The 21474-nt window shown below is 65.5% G+C and carries 16 protein-coding genes and 2 rRNA genes; 17 read left to right on the top strand and 1 reads right to left on the bottom strand.

The genetic code is table 11. The features are described from left to right. From FFS49_RS16085 to FFS49_RS16070, 4 genes are all read left to right on the top strand, one after another. Window positions 1-79 (top strand): 23S ribosomal RNA (locus FFS49_RS16085); the annotation flags it as partial. 152 nt (window positions 80-231) lie between these two features. Beyond that, a 5S ribosomal RNA gene (rrf, locus tag FFS49_RS16080) occupies window positions 232-344 on the top strand. A gap of 432 nt (window positions 345-776) precedes the next feature. After that, window positions 777-2852, top strand: coding sequence for a molybdopterin oxidoreductase family protein (locus tag FFS49_RS16075; protein ID WP_105818782.1), 2076 nt, complete (start codon window positions 777-779; stop codon window positions 2850-2852). 136 nt (window positions 2853-2988) lie between these two features. Continuing rightward, window positions 2989-4662, top strand: coding sequence for a long-chain fatty acid--CoA ligase (locus tag FFS49_RS16070; protein WP_105818781.1), 1674 nt, complete (start codon window positions 2989-2991; stop codon window positions 4660-4662). Window positions 4663-4939: 277 nt separating this feature from the next. On the opposite strand, the gene FFS49_RS16060 is transcribed toward FFS49_RS16070, so the two are convergent. Continuing rightward, the gene (locus FFS49_RS16060) at window positions 4940-6091 is read right to left on the bottom strand and encodes a porin (protein ID WP_039353171.1); all 1152 of its coding nucleotides are present in this window, start codon (window positions 6089-6091) and stop codon (window positions 4940-4942) included. Window positions 6092-6367: 276 nt separating this feature from the next. Here FFS49_RS16060 and coq7 point away from each other — a divergent pair, with 276 nt between their 5' ends. From coq7 to FFS49_RS15995, 13 genes are all read left to right on the top strand, one after another. After that, the gene (gene coq7 / locus FFS49_RS16055; RefSeq protein ID WP_011350831.1) at window positions 6368-6994 is read left to right on the top strand and encodes a 2-polyprenyl-3-methyl-6-methoxy-1,4-benzoquinone monooxygenase; all 627 of its coding nucleotides are present in this window, start codon (window positions 6368-6370) and stop codon (window positions 6992-6994) included. A 386-nt stretch (window positions 6995-7380) separates the two neighbouring features. Further along, the gene (gene mraZ / locus FFS49_RS16050; protein ID WP_006487094.1) at window positions 7381-7809 is read left to right on the top strand and encodes a division/cell wall cluster transcriptional repressor MraZ; all 429 of its coding nucleotides are present in this window, start codon (window positions 7381-7383) and stop codon (window positions 7807-7809) included. Window positions 7810-7832: 23 nt separating this feature from the next. After that, window positions 7833-8774 (top strand): 16S rRNA (cytosine(1402)-N(4))-methyltransferase RsmH, encoded by a 942-nt coding sequence (gene rsmH, locus FFS49_RS16045; protein WP_011350832.1) that lies wholly within the window; start codon window positions 7833-7835, stop codon window positions 8772-8774. Then, the gene (gene ftsL, locus FFS49_RS16040; RefSeq protein ID WP_009694564.1) at window positions 8771-9112 is read left to right on the top strand and encodes a cell division protein FtsL; all 342 of its coding nucleotides are present in this window, start codon (window positions 8771-8773) and stop codon (window positions 9110-9112) included. The genes rsmH and ftsL overlap by 4 nt, the downstream gene beginning before the upstream one ends. Continuing rightward, the gene (locus tag FFS49_RS16035; RefSeq protein ID WP_105818779.1) at window positions 9109-10956 is read left to right on the top strand and encodes a penicillin-binding protein 2; all 1848 of its coding nucleotides are present in this window, start codon (window positions 9109-9111) and stop codon (window positions 10954-10956) included. The genes ftsL and FFS49_RS16035 overlap by 4 nt, the downstream gene beginning before the upstream one ends. Next, entirely contained in the window at window positions 10953-12491 is a 1539-nt protein-coding gene (locus tag FFS49_RS16030; RefSeq protein WP_105818778.1) for a UDP-N-acetylmuramoyl-L-alanyl-D-glutamate--2,6-diaminopimelate ligase, read from the top strand. Before FFS49_RS16035 ends, FFS49_RS16030 begins: the two co-directional genes overlap by 4 nt. Then, complete coding sequence (gene murF, locus FFS49_RS16025; RefSeq protein ID WP_105818777.1) at window positions 12488-13894, top strand: UDP-N-acetylmuramoyl-tripeptide--D-alanyl-D-alanine ligase; 1407 nt, start codon at window positions 12488-12490, stop codon at window positions 13892-13894. The genes FFS49_RS16030 and murF overlap by 4 nt, the downstream gene beginning before the upstream one ends. A gap of 16 nt (window positions 13895-13910) precedes the next feature. Continuing rightward, complete coding sequence (mraY, locus tag FFS49_RS16020; protein ID WP_006477019.1) at window positions 13911-15080, top strand: phospho-N-acetylmuramoyl-pentapeptide-transferase; 1170 nt, start codon at window positions 13911-13913, stop codon at window positions 15078-15080. A 28-nt stretch (window positions 15081-15108) separates the two neighbouring features. Further along, on the top strand, window positions 15109-16623 hold the full coding sequence (gene murD, locus FFS49_RS16015; RefSeq protein ID WP_039353188.1) for a UDP-N-acetylmuramoyl-L-alanine--D-glutamate ligase: 1515 nt from the start codon (window positions 15109-15111) through the stop codon (window positions 16621-16623). Next, a complete protein-coding gene (gene ftsW / locus FFS49_RS16010) occupies window positions 16620-17903 on the top strand; it encodes a putative lipid II flippase FtsW (RefSeq protein ID WP_039353156.1) in 1284 nt (427 codons plus the stop codon). The genes murD and ftsW overlap by 4 nt, the downstream gene beginning before the upstream one ends. Before the next feature lie 121 nt (window positions 17904-18024). Then, complete coding sequence (gene murG / locus FFS49_RS16005) at window positions 18025-19128, top strand: undecaprenyldiphospho-muramoylpentapeptide beta-N-acetylglucosaminyltransferase (protein ID WP_039353154.1); 1104 nt, start codon at window positions 18025-18027, stop codon at window positions 19126-19128. Continuing rightward, window positions 19125-20522 carry a UDP-N-acetylmuramate--L-alanine ligase gene (gene murC / locus FFS49_RS16000; RefSeq protein WP_105818776.1) on the top strand — a complete coding sequence of 466 codons (1398 nt, stop codon included), beginning with the start codon at window positions 19125-19127 and terminating at the stop codon, window positions 20520-20522. The genes murG and murC overlap by 4 nt, the downstream gene beginning before the upstream one ends. Window position 20523: 1 nt before the next feature. Further along, a complete protein-coding gene (locus FFS49_RS15995; protein WP_039353151.1) occupies window positions 20524-21465 on the top strand; it encodes a D-alanine--D-alanine ligase in 942 nt (313 codons plus the stop codon). The last annotated feature ends 9 nt before the right edge of the window (window positions 21466-21474 follow it).

The following is a 21474-nucleotide window of genomic DNA, read 5'->3' as shown; positions in this document are numbered from 1 at the left end:
AGGACGTTGATAGGTCAGGTGTGTAAGCGCAGTAATGCGTTCAGCTAACTGATACTAATTGCCCGTAAGGCTTGATCCTATAACAAGTCTGCCTTGTAGATCGGCGCCGTGCGAAAGCACTGACGCGATCCAAAGCGACAAGTTGGATTCTCGTGTGTGATACACACAACCTAAATTACTGCTTCTTCCAAGATTGGTTGTGCTGCGAAGCCAGCGCAACAACCCTCTTTGCCTGATGACCATAGCGAGTCGGTCCCACCCCTTCCCATCCCGAACAGGACCGTGAAACGACTCTACGCCGATGATAGTGCGGATTCCCGTGTGAAAGTAGGTAATCGTCAGGCTCCCTAAGCCAAGAACCCCCGCCCGAAAGGCGGGGGTTTTTGCATTTCGGCGGCGGAAATGCGTGGAGGGGCGGGATGACGGCGTGGCTGGAGTTTCCACATCGCCCAAGTACGACCACTCTCAGCTCCCTGCACGTCAATTGGCCCCGTATCATCCGCGATCCCTTGGCCAATTGCTTCTATCTCCGATCAAAGCTCCAATTCCTCTCCCAGCGTATCGGGTTGCACTGTCGCGCGCGAACCGCTTTCCAGCGTCGACAAGATTGTCGAGTTGGCCATGCAAGCCCTCCGCAGCAGGCGTACCGAACCACCGAACTTCGCCGCTGCCTGACATCGGTTTTCGGCCAAATATCTCGGAACCCGTACGAAATGAACGCTTTATTCGGCGTGTCCACGTAAAATTTGCGAATCCCCATCTCCGCACACAAAACGATGAACGCCGCCTTTCAGGTAGCTCGGGCCGTTTGCCCGCATGATTGTCCAGACACGTGCGCAATGCGTGTGACCGTCGAAAATGGCAAGGCGATCAAGGTCACGGGCGATCCCGACCATCCGCCGACACAAGGCGTGTTGTGCACGAAAGTCAGCCGATACGCCGATCGCGTTCATCACCCCGACCGCCTCACCGTCCCGCTCAAGCGCATCGGTGCGAAAGGGGACGGGCATTTCGTACCGATCAGCTGGGACGAGGCGTTCGATGAGATCGGCCGTCGCCTCGGTGAAATTGCGGCGCGCGAACCGGAAGCGATCGTGCCGTACAGCTATGCGGGGACGATGGGCCTCGTGCAGGGGGAGGGCATCGCCCAGCGATTCTTCCACAAGCTCGGTGCCTCGCGACTCGAGCGCACGATCTGCGCGGCGGCTGGTGCAGCGGGGTTGCGTTACACCTATGGCGGCAGCCTCGGCATGCACCTCGAGCATTTCGAGGAAAGCGAGCTGATCCTGATTTGGGGAGCAAACCCGATCGCATCGAGCCTGCACTTCTGGACGCGTGCGCAGGAAGCGAAGCGCCGAGGCGCACGTCTTGTCGCCATCGATCCGTACCGTTCGCTGACAGCGGAGAAATGTCATCAGCACATCGCGTTGAAACCCGGTACCGACGGCGCATTCGCACTCGGCATGATGCACGTGCTGATTACCGAAGACCTGCTTGATCACGATTACATCGCCAGCCATACGCTCGGCTTCGACGCGCTCAAGGAGCGGGCGATGTCCTATCCGCCGGAACGCGTTGCGCAGATCTGCGGCATCGACGCGTTCGAGCTGATCGACCTTGCGCGTCGTTACGGCGCCACCCGCAAGGCATCGATCCGCCTCAACTATGGCATGCAGCGTGTTCGCGGCGGTGGTAATGCCGTACGCGCGATCGCAAGCCTGCCGGCGCTGACGGGCGCCTGGCGGGATCGTGCAGGCGGGCTTTTGCTCTCGTCCTCGGAATCCGCGCCGGTCAACCAGGCTGCGCTGCTGCGCCCTGATTTGATGCCGGGCTGGCCGCACAAGCTGCCGCGCATCATCAACATGAACGCGATCGGCGACGCGCTGCTGCACCCGGGCGATGCAACCTTCGGGCCGAAGGTCGAAGCGGTGATCGTGTACAACTCGAACCCGGTGGCTGTCGCGCCGGATTCATCGAAGGTCGCGGCTGGGTTCGCGCGTGACGATCTGTTCACGGTCGTTCTTGAACATTTCAAGACAGATACCGTCGATTTCGCCGACATTGTGTTGCCGGCCACCACGCAGCTCGAGCATCTGGACATCCACAAATCGTACGGTCACACCTACGTGATGGCGAACCTGCCGTCGATTCCGCCGGTGGGAGAGGCGCGGCCGAATACGGAAATCTTCCGCGGCATCGCGCGCAGCATGGGGCTCGACGAACCGGCGCTGTATCACAGCGACGAAGAGGTCGCGCGTGCGGCGCTCCGCTGGGACGATCCGGTGCTCGCCAGCGATTGGGACACGCTGAAGCGCGCGGGCTGGCTGAAGCTCAAGCTGCCGGAGGCGCCGTTCGCGAACGGTGGTTTCCGTACGCCGTCCGGCAAGTGTGAGTTTTACAGCCCGCGACTCGAGCAGATGGGCGTGGATCCCGTGCCCGATTACCTGCCGCCGTTCGAGTCGGCCGAGGCCGCACCCGAGCTCGCCGCGCGCTATCCGCTCGCGATGATCTCGCCTCCGGCTCGCCACTTCCTCAACAGTACGTTCGTGAACGTCGACAGCCTGCGTCATACCGAAGGGGAGCCGCATCTCGACATCCACCCGTCTGACGCCGATGTGCGCGGTATCGCCGAAGGTGACGTCGTTCGCATCTTCAACGACCGCGGATCGATGCAGGCGGTCGCGAGAGTTACCGATCGCGCACGCGCAGGGCTCGTCGTCGGGCTGTCGATCTGGTGGAAGAAGCTATCGCCGGACGGCAGAAACGCGAACGAAGTGACGAGCCAGGCGCTCACCGATCTTGGCAATTCGGCGACGTTCTACGATTGTCTTGTGGAAGTTGAGCGCATTTGATCGGATATCACCGTATGATCAGACGAATTTCCACGGAAGTTCGAAGTGGACATCTAACCCTGTTGTCTCGGAACGAGCGAGCCGTTACGATGCGTTTTAGCACGACCATTCGAAAATATGTGAGGAGACGCGCAGTATGGATAAAATTTGGCTGAAATCGTACCCACCCGGCGTTCCAGCCGAAATCGACGCGTCTCCTTATCCCTCAGTCCCCGACCTGCTCGACGAAAGCTTCCGGCAGTATCGTGACCGCACGGCATTCGTCTGCATGGGCAAGGGCATCACGTACGGCGAACTCGACAAGCTGTCGCGCCAGTTCGGCGCGTGGCTGCAATCGCGCGGGCTTGCGCGCGGGGCGCGTGTCGCGATCATGATGCCGAACGTGCTGCAGTACCCCGTGGCGATCGCCGCGGTACTGCGCGCGGGCTACACCGTCGTCAACGTCAATCCGCTCTATACGCCGCGCGAGCTCGAGCATCAGCTGAAGGACAGCGGTGCGGAGGCGATCGTCATCCTCGAGAATTTCGCATCGACGCTGCAGGCCGTCATCGCGAATACGGACGTCAAGCACGTCGTCGTCGCATCGATGGGCGATCTGCTGGGCATCAAGGGATGGCTCGTCAACTACGTCGTGCGCAACGTGAAAAAGATGGTGCCTGCCTGGCAGCTGCCGTCGTTCACGCGCTTCAAGGCCGCACTGGCCGAAGGTGCGCGCCAGGCATTCAAGGCGCAGAAAATCGGCCCTGATGACGTCGCGTTCCTGCAATACACGGGCGGTACGACCGGCGTGGCGAAGGGGGCGACGCTACTGCACCGGAACATTGTGTCTAACGTGTTGCAGGCGGGCGCCTGGCATCATCCGGCTCACGAGAAGTTCCCGGAAGTGAAACAGTTCGTGACTGTTGTCGCGCTGCCGCTGTATCACGTGTTCGCGCTGACCGTTTGCGGGTTCCTGACGATGCGTACCGGTGGGATGGGCATCCTGATCCCGAATCCGCGCGACATCGCCGGCATGATCAAGGAACTGAAGGGCTACCAGATCTCGACGATCCCGGCGGTCAACACGCTGTACAACGCACTGCTGAACCACCCGGAATTCAGTCAGCTCGACCTGTCGAAGCTCGTGATCGCCAACGGCGGCGGCATGGCGATCCAGGAGGGCGTCGCGAAACGCTGGTATGAAAAAACCCACACCGCGATCATCGAAGGTTACGGGTTGTCCGAAACGTCGCCGGTGGCGACCTGCAACCCCGTGACCGCGACCGAGTACAGCGGGACGATCGGCTTGCCGCTGCCGTCGACCGAAGTGGCGATTCGCGACGACGCGGGCAACGACGTCGCGCTCGGCGAACCCGGCGAGATCTGCATACGCGGGCCGCAGGTGATGGCCGGCTACTGGAACCGGCCGGACGAAACCGCAAAGGTCATGTTCGCGGACGGCTTCTTCAAGACGGGTGACGTCGGCGTGATGGATGCGCGAGGTTACGTGAAGATCGTCGACCGGAAGAAGGACATGATCCTCGTGTCGGGCTTCAACGTGTACCCGAACGAAGTCGAGGACGTGGTGGCGTCGCATCCGGGCGTGTTCGAGGTGGCGGCGGTCGGTGTGCCCGACGAGCATTCCGGCGAAGCCGTGAAGCTGTTTGTCGTGAAGAAGGACCCGGCGCTCACCGACAAGGACATCCTTGCCTACTGCAAGGAGCGGCTCACCGGCTACAAGCGGCCGAAGCTGGTCGAGTTCCGCACGGAGCTGCCGAAAACCAACGTCGGCAAGATCCTGCGGCGCGAACTGCGCGACGGACGCGCGTAACGGCGAGGTCGATCGAATGGGAAAGCCCGGCTTGTGCCGGGTTTTTTTGTTTGCTGCGTGGCCCCGGCGAGGCTGTTTTCGAGCGACTTGGCTGCCGGAGTGGGCTTGCGGCGGCGGCAGCGCGTTTCGATGCAGCAGGGGCGGCACCGCACCCCCGAGACCAGTTTGTCGCAGCCGGGACGATTCGCCACGCTCAGGCTTTGCGGCTGCACCGGCCGGAAAAGAAAAAGGCGCCCGAAGGCGCCTTCAATATGCTGCGGCTTGTCAGACAAGCTGATTAGAACTTGTGACGGATGCCGACGCGTGCTGCGACCTGGTTGGCCGAGCTCGAGCCTGCGAGACCGTTGATCGCTGCCGTCGCCTTCAGGACGTCGCCGTTCGAGTCGAGCACGTTGCCCGATGCGTGCTGGTACACGCCGATTGCGTACACGTCCGTACGCTTCGACAGGAAGTAGTCGACGCCCAGCGAGCCCTGGTGGTACTTGGCTGCCGAGTTGCCGTCGATCTTGCTGCCTTGCGTGTAGTCGTACGCTGCGCCGAGAATCAGCGCCGGGGTCAGCTGATACTTGAAGTTGATTTCGCCGTTGTTGAACGTCGCGGTCTGGTTCACGAACGGGCCTGCGGAGAAGCCCTTGAACTTCGTGTTCGAGTACGTCGCGCCGATCGTCGCTGCGCCGAACGTGTAGGCGCCGCCGGCACCGATGACCTGGTACGTGTTCGCGTTGTTCGCGTACGCGCCGTAGATCGGCGACGAGACCGACGAAGACGCGGAGCCGTTGTTGAACATGCCGCCGAACTGGTTCGGCGTACGTGCGTTCAAGTAACCGACGCCCAAGACCAGCGGGCCGTTGTTGTAGCCTGCGCCGAGCGACCAGACCTGGTTCTTCGAGAACTGGCCTGCCTGGCCGCCGAAGCTGTACAAGCCGCCGAACGAGAAGCCGCCGTAGGTCTGGCTCGTGAACTTGACTGCGTTGTTCACGCGATACGCGTTGTTGAAGTTGTCGAGGTCACCCGGGTGAGCGGCGATGTAGCCACCCCACTGGTCGCCTGCCTCGAGCGGGCCGACGAAGTCGACGACGGAGTCGTATTGACGACCCAGCGTGACCGTACCGTACTGGCTCGACAGGCCGACGTAAGCCTGACGACCGAACATGAGGCCGCCCTGACCGAGCTTGCCGCTGTTCACGTCGAAACCGTTTTCGAGGGTGAAGATCGCCTTCAGGCCGCCACCGAGGTCTTCGGTGCCGCGCAGGCCGAAGCGGCTGCCTTGCATCACGCCGCTGGCCATGCTGTACAGGTGCTTGCCGCCCGCGTTGTTGTTGAAGAGCAGGCCTTCATCGATGATGCCGTAAAGCGTCACGCTGCTTTGCGCATGGGCAGCGCCAGCGAACGCGCCCAGCGCGACGAGCGCGAGAAGCGACTTTTTCATTAACGGATCTCCAAAATTCACTGAATTTTTCTGGCGGGGCGGATAGTTATGTTCTGTCGACGGGCCCCATCAACTTCGCAAGAAGTCGCACGTAATGTAGCAAAACCGTTTTTTGCCACAAAGCGAAATGCCGCAGCTCAAGGTCGCCATGTTTCCTTTATGCAACAATGGTTAAAATCACGGGTTAACCGCAATTTCCGCTGAATAATCAAGTCGGTTACGCAGCGGACTCGTGCCCTTGCCGCTCGCGGCAGCACCTGCAGCCAGGAGAACAGGATGGTGTTTGATGAACTGATCAGCGAATTCGATCGCGGCCTGCGATCGCTGACCGGCATTAGCCGGATGAGCCGGCCGGTGCCCGCGCCGGCAGAGGCGCCGGCCGCCGAGCTGACGCCTGCGGAGCGTACGCATGCCGCCGGGCTGATGCGCGTGAACCACGTCGGCGAGGTCTGCGCGCAGGCGCTGTATCAGGCGCAGAAGCTCACGGCGCGTACGGCGTCGGCGAAGGCGATGTTCGAGGAAGCCGCCCGCGAGGAGGAAGATCATCTCGCGTGGACCGCGCATCGCTTGAAAGAGCTCGACTCGCGCCCGAGCCTGCTGAACCCGCTCTGGTATGCGGGTTCGCTCGCGATCGGCGTGGCGGCCGGCGCGCTCGGCGACAAGGTCAGCCTCGGCTTCATGGCCGAGACCGAACGGCAGGTCGAAAGCCATCTCGAAGGCCACATGTCCGAACTGCCCGCGGCCGATACCGCGTCGCGTGCGATCGTCGACCAGATGCGTATCGACGAGGTGAAGCACGGCAAGGCCGCGGCCGACGCAGGCGGGATCGAGCTGCCGCTGCCCGCGCGAATGCTGATGCGCGCCGCATCGAAAGTCATGACGAGCACTGCATACTATCTGTGAGATTCGTTCCGGGGCGATGCGTGACGTCGCCCCGGTTCCCCGCCGCCGATACCGCCCGTTTATTCCTCGTTTTCCCGCCCCCGAAAGCCCCGTCCGCTCACCCGTCTGGCCCGTCTTTCTCACGTATCACCTTCACAAGTTGCACTAGCTCATTCATTTATAACGGTTTTTAGAATGAAGGGGCGCATGAGCATGTGCGCGTAAGTCCTTGTTCTAACTAACAAAATTCGTCAAAAAAGCGGGCCGCTCCCTTGACCGTGCCACACCCTTCCTCTAAAGTGGGAGACAGTGTGAGAAAGTGTATTTTTGTGTGATTTGGCGGGCTATTCCGGCTAAATTCTGAGCATTGAGCGGGTGCTTCGGTGCCCTGAACGGGAGAGCGGAAAGTGTTCCAAGGGGCGTCGGCGCTGACGCTCGATGCGAAAGGGCGGATGTCGGTGCCGGCTCGCTATCGCGAAGCGCTGCAAGGACAGGCAGAAGGACGGGTGACTGTGACCAAGCACCCGGACGGCTGCCTGTTGCTGTTTCCGCGCCCCGAATGGGAAGTATTCCGCGCCAAGATCGCCGCGCTGCCGATGGACGCGCACTGGTGGCGGCGCATTTTTCTCGGCAATGCGATGGATGTCGATCTCGACAGCGCGGGCCGGATTCTCGTATCGCCCGAGCTGCGCATGGCAGCCGGACTGGAAAAGGAAGTCATGTTGTTGGGAATGGGTAGTCACTTCGAGCTGTGGGATTCGCAGACCTACAACGCGAAGGAGCAGGCGGCGATGGCGCAGGGCATGCCCGACGCGCTGAAGAATTTCACGTTCTGATTGCGGTGACGGAGACGCCCGCGATGGGAAACGAATTGCAGCATCGGACCGTGTTGTTGGACGAAGCGGTCGAATCGCTCGTGACGCGACCGGACGGCATTTATGTCGACGGTACGTTCGGCCGCGGCGGCCATAGCCGCGCGGTGCTCGCGCGGCTGGCGCCGGGCGGGCGGCTGATCGCGTTCGACAAGGATCCGAGGGCGATCGAGACGGCGCAGGGCATCGAGGATGCGCGCTTCTCGATCGTGCATGACAGCTTTGCATCGATGCGCGACGCGCTTGCGGCGCGTGGCGTCGAGAAGGTGTCGGGTGTGTTGCTCGACCTGGGCGTGTCCTCGCCGCAGGTGGACGATCCGGCGCGCGGCTTCAGCTTCCGCGCCGATGGTCCGCTGGACATGCGGATGGATCCGACGCGCGGCGAGTCGGCGGCGGAATGGCTTGCACGGGCTTCGGTGCAGGAATTGACGGAGGTGATACGGGATTATGGGGAAGAACGGTTTGCTTTTCAGATTGCAAAGGCGCTTGTTGCTCGCCGGGCAGAGTCCGACCGTCTTGGGCCTCTCGACACCACGGGCGAGCTTGCCCAAATCGTGGGTCACGTCGTCAAAACCCGTGAGAAGGGCAAGGATCCGGCAACCCGCACCTTTCAGGCTATACGGATTCACGTCAATCAAGAGCTTGCGGACCTGCAAGTCGTACTAGACGCGGCACTGTCGTTGCTGGAGCAAGGGGGGCGGCTGGTGGTCATCAGCTTTCATTCACTCGAGGACCGGATCGTCAAGCGATTCATGCAGGCGCACGCGAGTGCGCCTGCGGTCGATCGTCGCCTGCCGATCCGCGCCGTCGACCTCCCGAGCCCGCCGCTCAAGATCATCAGCCGCCAGTTTCCGAGTGAAGCGGAAGTCGCTGCGAATCCGCGCGCCCGCTCGGCCGTGATGCGCATTGCGGAGCGCGTCACGCCATGAGCCGCTTCAACATCTTCCTGCTGATCATCGTGATGGGTTGCGCGCTGTCGGTCGTCAATTCGACGAACCAGCAGCGCCAGATCTTCATCCAGTTGCAGCGTGCGCAGTCGCAGGAGCGTCAGCTCCAGCAGGACTACGCGCAGCTTCAATATCAGCAGAGCGCGCTGTCGAAGACGTCGCGCATCGAGCAGCTCGCGAACGATTCGCTGAAGATGCAGCCGATCACGACCGGCCGCACGCAATACCTGACGCTGCCGCCTGGCGCCGCGAAGGCGATCGATGCGCCGATCCCGGCTTCGGCGGACACGGCAGGCAAGGGCAAGGGAGGCGCGCGATGAAGCCGTCCCAGCAGCGCCAGAACGTGAAGTTCTCGTCGAGCCCCGTGCTGGGCGTGCATCTGCCGATGTGGCGCTCGAAGCTCGTCGTGTTCCTGCTGTTCATGGCGTTCGTGGCGCTGGCCGCGCGCGCATTCTGGATCCAGGGGCCCGGCAACGCGTTCTATCGGAAGCAGGGCGAAAGCCGCTACCAGCGCACGCTCGATCTGCCGGCCACGCGCGGCAAGATTCTCGACCGTAACGGGCTCGTGCTCGCGACGAGCCTGCCCGTGCGCGCGATCTGGGCGATTCCCGACGCGGTGCCGGACGATCTCGATGCCGACAAGGTCAACCAGCTCGGCAAGCTCCTCGGCATGACGTCGAAGGAACTGCGCGTGAAGCTGTCGGGAGACAAGGGTTTCGTCTACGTGAAGCGCCAGGTGCCGATCGACGTCGCGGACAAGGTCGCCGCGCTCGACATCCCCGGCATCTACCAGCGCAACGAATACAAGCGCTTCTATCCGGAAGGCGAGATCACCGCTCACCTGATCGGCTTCACGAACGTCGAGGACGAAGGGCAGGAGGGTGTCGAGCTGGGTGACCAGAAGCTGCTGTCCGGCACGTCTGGCGTGCGTCGCGTGATCAAGGACCGGATGGGGCACATCGTCGAGGACGTCGCCGAGCAGATCCCGCCGCACAACGGCACCGACGTCGACCTTTCGATCGACAGCAAGATCCAGTACATCGCGTACGCGAACCTGAAGGCCGCCGTGGAGAAGTTCAAGGCGAAGGCCGGCGCGGCGATGGTCGTCGACGTGCGCACCGGCGAGGTGCTCGCACTCGTCAACTACCCGACGTACAACCCGAACGACCGCTCGCGCATGACGGGCGAGCAGTTGCGCAACCGGATCATGACCGACGTGTTCGAGCCGGGCTCGATCATGAAGCCGTTTACGGTATCGCTCGCGCTCGACCTGCACCGCGTGACGCCGAACACGCTCGTCGAGACGGGCAACGGGCATTTCGTGCTCGACGGTGCACCGATCACCGACGACGCGGGTTTCGGCACGCTGACGGTCGGCGGCGTGATCCAGAAGTCGAGCAACATCGGCGCGACGAAGATCGCGATGACGATGCGGCCCGAGGAAATGTGGAATATGTATACGAGCATCGGCCTCGGCCAGGCGCCGAAGGTCGGATTCCCGGGTGCGGTAGCCGGCCGCCTGCGTCCGTGGAAGAGCTGGCGCCGCATCGAGCAGGCGACGATGTCGTACGGCTACGGCCTGTCGGTGTCGCTGTTCCAGCTCGCGCGCGCCTATACGGCGATCGCGCATGACGGCGAGCTGATGCCCGTGACCATTTTCAAGACCGACCCCAACCAGCCGGTCGCGGGCACGCAGGTGTTCAACCCGACCACCGCGCGCGAAGTGCGCGCGATGCTCGAGACGGTGGTGGCGCCGGGCGGCACGTCGCCCGACGCGGCCGTGCCGGGCTATCGCGTCGGCGGCAAGAGCGGTACCGCGTACAAGCATGAAGGTCACGGCTACACGCGCAAGTACCGCGCGTCGTTCGTCGGGATGGCGCCGATGCCGAATCCGCGCATCGTTGTCGCCGTGTCGGTCGACGAGCCGACCGCCGGCAGCCACTTCGGCGGCCAGGTGTCCGGCCCCGTATTCTCGGCGATCGCCGGCGACACGATGCGTGCGCTGAACGTGCCGCCGAACATGCCGATCAAGCAGCTCGTCGTGTCTGACGATTCGCAGGCAGCACCTTCCGCGACGGGGCCGCAAAAGCTGCCCGCGGGTGGCGGTGCGAAGCATATGATCGTGTCCAGCACGACGCGTAATTCACCAGGAGTTGTTCGATGAGCGCCGCTCGCAGTTCCCATCCGGCGCATCAGCAGATCGCAGCCGCGCTTGCGTGGCTGCGTCAGCATGTGGCCCCCGCAGCGCAACTGCATGCCGACACGCGCAGCCTCGAGGCGGGCGACGTGTTTTTTGCGTATGCGGTCGACGGGGCCGACAACCGCGCATTCATTGCCGAAGCCGTCGCGCGCGGTGCGGCCGCCGTGCTGTATCAGCCGGAAGGGCTGGACGCTGCGCCGGCGGTGCCCGTCTCACTGGCCGTGCCGGCGCTCGACCAGCTCGCCGGCGAGATCGCCAGCGGCTGGTACGGCGATCCGAGCGACAGCCTGCTCACGGTAGGAGTGACCGGCACGAACGGCAAGACCTCGTGCACGCAGTGGATCGCCACCGCGCTGACGGCGCTGCACCAGCCGTGCGCGGTGATCGGCACGCTTGGCAGCGGGATGCCCGGCCAGCTCGTGCCGACGGGTTTCACGACCCCCGACGCACCGCAACTGCAGCGCAGCCTCGCGCAATTGCGCGACGCGGGCGCGAAGGCCGTGGCGATGGAGGTGTCGTCGCACGCACTGCACCAGGGGCGCGTGAACGGTACGGCCTTCGACATCGCGGTGTTTACGAACCTCACGCAGGATCACCTCGACTATCACGGCACGTTCGATGCATACGAGGCCGCGAAGGCGAAGCTGTTCGCGTGGCGCGGCCTGCGCGCGGCGGTCGTCAACCGCGACGACGCAGTCGGACAGCGCTTGCTCGAGAAACTGGCCGGCCGCGTGCGCACGATCGCGTACGGGATCGGCGACGCACCGGCACCGGACGCCGATCGCGAACTGGTCGCGCTCGACGTGCGTGCCACCACGACCGGCACGGCGTTCCGCTTGCGTTCGTCGTGGGGCGACGCGGACGTCGAGGTCGGCACGCTCGGCACGTTCAACGTCAGCAACCTGCTCGCGGTGCTCGGTTCGCTGCTCGCGGCCGACGTGCCGTTCGACGCGGCGCTCGCCGAAATCGCACGGCTCGAGTCCGTCAACGGCCGGATGCAGCGGCTGGGCGGCCGTCTGCAGAACGACGAACCGCTGGTCGTGATCGACTACGCACACACGCCCGACGCGCTCGAAAAGACGCTCGACGCGCTGCGCCCGATCGCTACGGCGCGCGGCGGGCGGCTCGTCTGCATGTTCGGCTGCGGAGGCGATCGCGATGCGACGAAGCGCCCGCTGATGGGCGCGATCGCGGAGCGGCTTGCCGACGAAACCGTCGTCACGAGCGACAACCCGCGCAGCGAGGATCCGCAGCGCATCATCGACCAGATCGTCGCGGGCATGACCGCGCCCGATCACGCACGCCGTATCGAGGATCGCGCGAGCGCGATCCTGCAGGCCGTGCGCGGCGCGGCACGCGAGGATGTCGTCGTGCTGGCCGGCAAGGGCCACGAGGCCACGCAGGAAATCATGGGCAAGAAGCGTACGTTCTCCGACCAGGATCACGCGCGGCTCGCGCTGGCAGCGCGCGCGACGCACGGCAAGGGAGGCGCGGAATGACGATGCTCAGTCTCGGCGAAGCCGCCCGCCTGATCCCCGGCGCGACCGTTCACGGCGACGCGGGCGTCACGTTCGACCGCGTATCGACGGACAGCCGCACGGCAGGCCCCGGCGACCTGTTCGTCGCATTGAAAGGCGAGCGCTTCGATGCGCACGACTTCCTCGGCGATGTCGCCGCGCGCGGCGCTGCGGCGGCGCTGGTCGCGCACGTGCCGGCGGGCGTCGCGATGCCGGCGATCGAAGGTGGTGAAACGCGTGCCGCGCTCGGCGCGCTTGCGCATGGCTGGCGCACACGATTCGCGCTGCCGCTCGTCGCGGTGACGGGCAGCAACGGCAAGACGACCGTCAAGGAAATGATCGCGTCGATCTTCGCGGCGGCGGTCGGCGCCGACGCGCGGCTCGCGACGGCCGGCAACCTGAACAACGATGTCGGCCTGCCGCTGACGCTGCTGCGCCTGTCGGCCGCGCATCGTCTCGCGGTGATCGAGATCGGGATGAACCACCCGGGCGAGACCGAAGTCCTCGCGCGCCTCACGGCGCCGACGGTCGCGCTCGTCAACAACGCGCAGCGCGAGCACCAGGAGTTCATGGCGACGGTCGAAGCCGTCGCGCTCGAACACGCGGCCGTGATTCACGCGTTGCCACCGGACGGCGTCGCGGTGTTCCCGGCCGACGATGCCTACGCGGGCATCTGGCGCGTCGCGGCGACCGGCAACCGGATTCTCGATTTCGCGCTGCACGATGCCGAACGGCAGACCGACGCGCAGGTCACGGGCCGCCTCCATGGAGGCGAACTCGCGATCGACACGCCCGCGGGCGCCGTCACGGTGCGGCTGCGCGCGCTCGGCGAGCACAACGCGCGCAACGCGCTCGCCGCCACGGCAGCGGCGCTGGGCGCCGGCGTTGCACTGTCGGCGATCAAGCAGGGCCTCGAATCGTTCGAACCGGTCAAAGGCCGGCTGCAGGTGAAGCAGGCGATCGCAGGCAGCCTCGCGGGGGCGACGGTCGTCGACGATACGTACAACGCGAATCCCGATTCGATGCGTGCCGCGATCGACGTGCTCGCCGCGCAACCGGCGCCGCGCGTGCTGGTGATCGGCGACATGGGCGAGGTCGGCGACGAAGGGCCGGCTTTCCATCGCGAGGTCGGTGCCTACGCGCGCGAGCGCGGGATCGACGTGCTGTTCGCGCTCGGCGACGCGTCGCGCGATGCCTGCACGGCATACGGCGACACGGCCCGTCATTTCGACGACGTCGGCGCGCTGGTCGAGGCACTGCTCGCAGCGGGCTACGGCGCGCAGGCGACGCTGCTCGTGAAGGGCTCGCGGTACATGAAGATGGAGCGCGTGGTCGACGCGCTGACGAACCAACCCGCGGCGGGCACTGCGCCCGCTGCACACTGAGTAGAAGGAAGGAAGCATGCTGCTGGCGCTGGCGCAATGGCTGCAAGGAGACGCAAGCTTTTTGCGCTTGTTCACGTACCTCACGTTCCGTGCGGTGATGGCCACCATCACCGCGCTCGGGATCGGGCTCGTGTGCGGACCGTGGGTGATCCGCAAGCTGACGCAAATGAAGGTCGGTCAGGCCGTGCGCAAGGACGGTCCGCAGACGCACCTGGTCAAGTCCGGTACGCCGACGATGGGCGGCGTGCTGATCCTGATCGGCATCGCGGTCGCGACGTTGCTGTGGGGCGACCTGACGAACCGTTTCATCTGGATCGTGATGCTCGTCACGTTCGGTTTCGGCGTGATCGGCTGGGTCGACGATTACCGCAAGGTCGTCCACAAGGATCCACGCGGGATGTCGTCGCGCGAGAAGTATTTCTGGCAATCGGTGATCGGGCTGTTCGCGGCCGTCTACCTCGCCTTCAGCGTGTCGGAAGCGAACAACGTGCGCGTGTTCGACCTGTTCATGGCGTGGGTGAGGAGCGGCCTGTCGATGGGGCTGCCGGCACGCGCCGACCTGATGCTGCCGTTCCTGAAGTCGATCAGCTACCCGCTCGGCGTGTGGGGCTTCATCGTGCTGACGTACTTCGTGATCGTCGGCGCGAGCAACGCGGTGAACCTGACCGACGGCCTCGACGGCCTCGTGATCATGCCGGTCGTGCTGGTCGGTGCGTCGCTGGGTGTGTTCGCGTACGTGATGGGCAGCGCGGTCTATTCAAAATACCTGCTGTTCCCGCACATTCCGGGCGCGGGCGAACTGCTGATCTTCTGTTCCGCGATGGGTGGGGCAGGGCTCGCGTTCCTCTGGTACAACACGCACCCCGCGCAGGTGTTCATGGGTGACGTCGGCGCGCTGGCGCTCGGCGGCGCGCTCGGCACGGTCGCGGTGATCGTGCGCCAGGAAATCGTGCTGTTCATCATGGGCGGCATCTTCGTCGCGGAAACGCTGTCGGTGATGCTGCAGGTTTCGTGGTTCAAGTACACGAAGAAGCGCTACGGCGAAGGGCGGCGCCTGCTGAAGATGGCGCCGCTGCATCACCATTTCGAATTGTCCGGCTGGAAGGAAACGCAGGTGGTCGTGCGTTTCTGGATCATCACGCTGATGCTGTGCCTGTTCGGTCTGACCACCCTCAAGCTGCGGTAAAGGAAAGGTAACAAGGATGTCTGGCGAGATGTTTGGAGATCGGCAACGGCCGATGGTGCTCGTACTGGGGCTCGGGGAATCGGGTCTCGCGATCGCGCGATGGTGCGCGAGGCACGGGTGCCGGCTGCGTATTGCCGATACCCGCGAGGCGCCGCCGAACCTTGCCGCGCTGCAGGCCGAAGGCATCGATGCGGAATTCGTCGGCGGGGCATTCACGCCTGCGCTGCTCGACGGCGGCGTCGAGCTCGTCGGTCTGAGCCCCGGGCTGTCGCCGCTCGAACCGGCGCTCGCGGCGCTGGTCGCGGCCGCGAACGAGCGCGGCATCGCGGTGTGGGGCGAGCTGGAATTCTTCGCGCAGGCGCTGCGTGCGCTCGGCACGAGCGGCTACCAGCCGAAGGTGCTCGCAATCACGGGCACCAACGGCAAGACCACGACGACGAGCCTCACCGGCCTGCTGTGCCAGCGCTCCGGCAAGAAGGTCGCTGTCGCGGGCAACATCAGCCCCGCGATGCTCGACCGGCTCGCCGGTGCGATCGACGAAACCGCGCTGCCCGACGTGTGGGTGCTCGAACTGTCGAGCTTCCAGCTCGAGACCGCGCGCACGTTCGCGCCCGATGCGGCCGCGATCCTCAACATCACGCAGGACCACCTCGACTGGCACGGCAGCTTCGACGCGTACGCGCAGGCAAAGGGCCGGATCTTCGGCGCAACGACCACGCGCGTGCTGAACCGCGACGATGCGGCCGTGATGAAGTTCGCGCCGGCAGCCGGCGCGGCCGATGCGCCGCGCACGGTCACGTTCGGCCTGAACGAACCGGTGCAGGACGGCGACTACGGCCTGTCGCGCGACAACGGCATCGCATGGCTCGTCGAAGCGGTCGATCGCGACGCACCGGATGAAACCGCGACGACGACCCGTCGGCGCAAGCGCGATGCCGCGCATACGCCCGACATCGCGCAGAAGCGCCTGATGCCGGCCGATGCGCTGCGTATCCGCGGGCTGCACAACGCCGCGAACGCGCTGGCCGCGTTCGCGCTCGCACGCGCGATCGACCTGCCGGCCGCGCCGCTGCTGCACGCGCTGCGCGAGTATCGCGGCGAGGCGCATCGTGTCGAAGTGATCGCGACGATCGACGACGTCGACTACGTCGACGACAGCAAGGGCACGAACGTCGGCGCGACGGTTGCCGCGCTCGACGGGCTTGCGCAGAAGATCGTGCTGATCGCCGGCGGCGACGGCAAGGGGCAGGATTTCGCTCCGCTGGTCGCGCCGGTCGCGCGCTGGTGCCGTGCGGTGATGCTGATCGGCCGCGATGCGCCGGCGATCCGCGACACGCTCGCCGAAACGGGCGTGCCGCTCGCCGACCACGCGACGCTCGAAGGCGCGGTGCACGCGGCGGCCGAGCTGGCCGAGCCGGGCGATGCGGTGCTGCTGTCGCCCGCATGCGCGAGTCTCGACATGTTCAGGAACTACGCCCATCGCGCGGATGTGTTCCGCGCGGCGGTCGACGAAATCGCCATCGACAAAGGAGCGACGCCATGAGCTGGTCCGATCGCCTCGTCTCCCGTTTCAACGATCGTCGCGACACCGGCGGCAACGCTGCGGGCGGCCGCGTCGCGTCCGCCACGCGCGGCGCGACGGGCGGCCTCTCGAGCGTCGTCAACGGCGTGCGCCCGAGCCGTTCGCGGATGCTCGACTTCGACTACTCGCTGTTGTGGGTCGCAATCGCGCTGCTCGGGCTCGGCGTGGTGATGGTGTATTCGGCGTCGATCGCGATGCCCGATTCGCCGAAATACGCGTCGTATCACGATTACGCGTTCCTGATGCGCCACTGCATCTCGCTCGCCGTCGCGTTCATCGCGGCGGTGATTGCGTTCCGCGTGCCGGTGTCGACGTGGGACAAATACGCGCCGCAACTCTTCCTGATCGCGCTCGTCGGCCTCGTGATCGTGCTGATTCCGCACGTCGGCAAGGGCGTGAACGGTGCGCGCCGCTGGATTCCGCTCGGCATCACGAACATGCAGCCGTCGGAAATCATGAAGCTCGCGGTGACGATCTACGCGGCGAACTACACGGTGCGCAAGCAGGAATACATGCAGAGCTTCGCCAAGGGCTTCCTGCCGATGGCGTTCGCGGTCGGTCTGGTCGGGGCGCTGCTGCTGCTCGAGCCGGACATGGGCGCGTTCATGGTGGTCGCGGCGATCGCGATGGGCGTGCTGTTCCTCGGCGGCGTGAACGGCAAGCTGTTCGGCGGCCTCGTCGCGACCGCAATCGGCACCTTCACGATGCTGGTGTGGCTGTCGCCGTGGCGTCGCGAGCGGATCTTCGCGTACCTCGATCCGTGGGACGAGCGTTACGCGCAGGGCAAGGCGTATCAGCTCACGCACTCGCTGATCGCATTCGGCCGCGGCGAGTGGTTCGGCGTCGGCCTCGGCGGCAGCGTCGAGAAGCTGAACTACCTGCCGGAGGCGCATACCGACTTCATCCTCGCGGTGATCGGCGAGGAGCTCGGTTTCGTCGGCGTGCTGGTCGTGATCCTGCTGTTCTACTGGATCGTGCGCCGCGCGTTCGAGATCGGGCGTCAGGCGCTGGCACTCGATCGCACGTTCGCGGGCCTGATGGCGAAGGGCATCGGCATCTGGTTCGGCGCGCAGACCTTCATCAACATGGGCGTGAACCTCGGGCTGCTGCCGACCAAGGGCCTGACGCTGCCGCTCGTGAGCTATGGCGGCTCGGGCATTCTGCTGAACTGCGTCGCGCTCGCGGTGCTGCTGCGGGTCGACTATGAAAATCGCGTACTGATGCGGGGAGGGAAGGTATGACCTCTCCGCGTCAGTACGCGATTTCGGTGAAGGCTAACTTCGTGCGCGAAGCGCGCGAAGTCAAGCGAAGCGGGCGTAGCCAAAATATTCGTTCACTCTTGCTGATGCGGGGAGGGAAGGTATGACCGCGTCGCAACGCACGCTGATGGTGATGGCAGGCGGCACCGGGGGCCACGTGTTCCCGGGGCTTGCGGTCGCTCACCGGATGGAAGCGGCGGGCTGGCGCGTCGTGTGGCTCGGCAATCCGGCCGGGATGGAAGCGACGCTCGTGCCGAAGCACGGCATTCCGATGGAATACGTGCGGTTCGGCGGGCTGCGCGGCAAGGGCCTGAAGACCAAGCTGACGCTACCGTTCAACCTGCTGCGCGCATGCGGGCAGAGTCTGGCCGCGCTGCGCCGCGTGCGGCCCGACGTCGTCCTCGGGATGGGCGGCTACATCACGTTCCCGGCGGGCGTGATGACCGCACTGTCGGGCCGTCCGCTCGTGCTGCATGAACAGAATTCGATCGCGGGCCTGACGAACAAGGTGCTCGCGAAATTCGCGAAACGCGTGCTCGTCGCGTTCCCCGGTGCGCTGCCGCACGCGGAATGGACGGGTAACCCGATTCGCGCGGAACTTGCCGGCACGGAAGCGCCCAAAGCACGCTATGCGTCGCGCAGCGGCCCGCTGAACGTGCTGGTCGTCGGCGGCAGCCTCGGTGCGGCCGCGCTGAACGAAGTGGTGCCGCGCGCGCTGGCGATGCTGGCGCCGGGCGAACGCCCGCGCATCGTGCACCAGGCCGGCGCGAAGCACATCGAAGCATTGAAGGCGAATTACGAAGCGGCCGGTTTCGCGGCCGGCGAAGACGTGCGGCTCGTGCCGTTCATCGACGACATGGCGGCCGCGTATGCGGCGGCGGATCTCGTGATCTGCCGGTCGGGCGCGATGACGGTGTCGGAGATCGCGGCGGTGGGCGTGGCGGCGCTGTTCGTGCCGTTCCCGTACGCGGTCGACGATCATCAGACGAGCAACGCCGCGTTCCTCGCCGATGCGGGCGCGGCCGTGCTGGTGCAACAACGCGACCTGTCAGCGGAACTGCTCGCCGACTGGCTGCGCGGCCAGTCGCGGGCATCGCTCGCGGACATGGCGGAACGTTCGCGCTCGCTGGCGAAGCCCGAGGCCACCGACGAAGTCGCGCGCGTGTGCGCGAAGGCGGCCGGCGCGAACCTGGAAGAACTGCAATGAAACACATCGTCAAACACATTCATTTCGTCGGGATCGGCGGCGCGGGCATGAGCGGCATCGCCGAAGTGCTCGTCAACCTCGGCTACGAGGTCAGCGGCTCGGACCTGTCGCGCAACGCGGTGACGGATCGTCTGCAGGCGCTCGGCGCCCGGATCGCGATCGGCCACGACGCGGCGAACATCGAGGGCGCGAACGCGGTCGTCGTGTCGACGGCCGTGCGTTCGGACAACCCGGAAGTGCTGGCCGCGCGCGCGCAGCGCGTGCCGATCGTGCAGCGGGCGGTGATGCTGGCGGAGCTGATGCGCCTGAAGCAGGGCATCGCGATCGCCGGCACGCACGGCAAGACCACGACGACGAGCCTCGTCGCGAGCGTACTCGCGGCGGGCGGGCTCGATCCGACCTTCGTGATCGGCGGGCGGCTGATCAGCGCCGGCGCGAACGCGCGGCTCGGCACGGGCGACTTCATCGTCGCCGAGGCCGACGAGTCCGACGCGTCGTTCCTGAACCTGTATCCGGTGATCGAAGTCATCACGAACATCGACGCCGACCACATGGACACCTACGGCCACGATTTCGCGCGGCTCAAGCAGGCGTTCATCGAATTCACGCAGCGCCTGCCGTTCTACGGCAGCGCGGTCGTGTGCGTCGACGATCCGAACGTGCGGCAGATCATCCCGTTCATCTCGAAGCCGGTCGTGCGCTACGGGCTGTCGCCGGACGCGCAGGTGCGCGCCGAAGACATCGATGCGCGCGACGGCCGCATGCATTTCACGGTGATCCGCGAAGGGCGCGCGCCGCTGGCGGTCGTGCTGAACATGCCGGGCCTGCACAACGTGCAGAACGCGCTCGCGGCGATCGCGATCGCGACCGATCTCGGCGTGTCGGACGACGCGATCCAGCTGGCGCTGGCGGAATTCAACGGTGTCGGCCGGCGCTTCCAGCGCTACGGCGAAGTGCCGACCGCGGACGGCGGCCACTACACGCTGATCGACGACTATGGCCATCACCCGGTCGAGATGGCCGCGACGATCGCGGCCGCGCGCGGCGCGTTCCCGGGCCGCCGCCTCGTGCTGGCGTTCCAGCCGCACCGCTACACGCGCACCCGCGACTGCTTCGACGATTTCGTCAACGTGCTGTCGACGGTCGACGCGCTGGTGCTGACGGAAGTCTACGCGGCGGGCGAGGCGGCGATCTCGACCGCCAGCGGCGACGCGCTGTCGCGTGCGCTGCGCGCGGTGGGGAAGGTTGACCCGGTGTTCGTCGCGACGGTCGACGACGTGCCGGACGCATTGGCGAAGGTCGCGCAGAACGGCGACGTGGTGATCACGATGGGCGCGGGTTCGATCGGCGGCGTGCCGGCGAAGGTTGCGCAGCACACTCAACAGAAGGCATGACATGAGCGGGATTGATCCGAAACGTTTCGGCAAGGTGGCGGTGTTGTTCGGCGGTGAGTCCTCGGAGCGCGAGGTGTCGCTCACGTCGGGCAAGCTCGTGCTGCAGGGCCTGCGCGACGCGGGCATCGACGCGCACCCGTTCGATCCGGCCGAGCGCCCGCTGTCGGCGCTGAAGGACGAAGGGTTCGTGCGCGCGTTCAACGCACTACATGGCGGCTACGGCGAGAACGGCCAGATCCAGGGCGCGCTCGATTTCTACGGCATTCGCTACACGGGCAGCGGCGTGCTCGGATCGGCGCTCGGCCTCGACAAGTTCCGCACGAAGCTCGTGTGGCAGCAGACGGGCGTGCCGACGCCGCCGTTCGAGACGGTGCTGCGCGGCGATGATCTCGCGGCGCGCGCGACGGACATCGTCGCGAAGCTCGGCCTGCCGCTGTTCGTGAAGCCGGCGAGCGAAGGCTCGAGCGTGGCGGTGCTGAAGGTGAAGACGGCCGACGCGTTGCCCGCTGCGCTCGCGGAAGCCGCAAAGCATGACCCGATCGTGATCGTCGAGAAGAGCATCGAGGGCGGCGGCGAGTACACCGCCTGCATCGCCGGCGATCTCGACCTGCCGGTGATCAAGATCGTGCCGGCCGGCGAGTTCTACGACTATCACGCGAAGTACGTCGCCGACGACACGCAATACCTGATTCCGTGCGGGCTGCCCGCCGACAAGGAGGCGGAGCTCAAGCGCGTCGCGCGCCGGGCGTTCGACGTGCTCGGCTGCACCGACTGGGGCCGCGCGGATTTCATGCTGGATGCGGCCGGCAATGCGTATTTCCTGGAAGTGAACACGGCCCCCGGGATGACCGACCACTCGCTGCCGCCGAAGGCCGCGCGCGCGGTCGGCATCAGCTATTCGGAGCTGGTCGTGAAGGTGCTGTCGCTCACGCTCAACGACTGACGCAGGAAC

Source organism: Burkholderia sp. 4NA327C6 (assembly GCF_005502655.1).
Taxonomy (GTDB): domain Bacteria; phylum Pseudomonadota; class Gammaproteobacteria; order Burkholderiales; family Burkholderiaceae; genus Burkholderia; species Burkholderia contaminans.
Note: the sequence above shows the minus strand (reverse complement) of the source record. Positions and strands in the feature narration are given on the sequence as shown.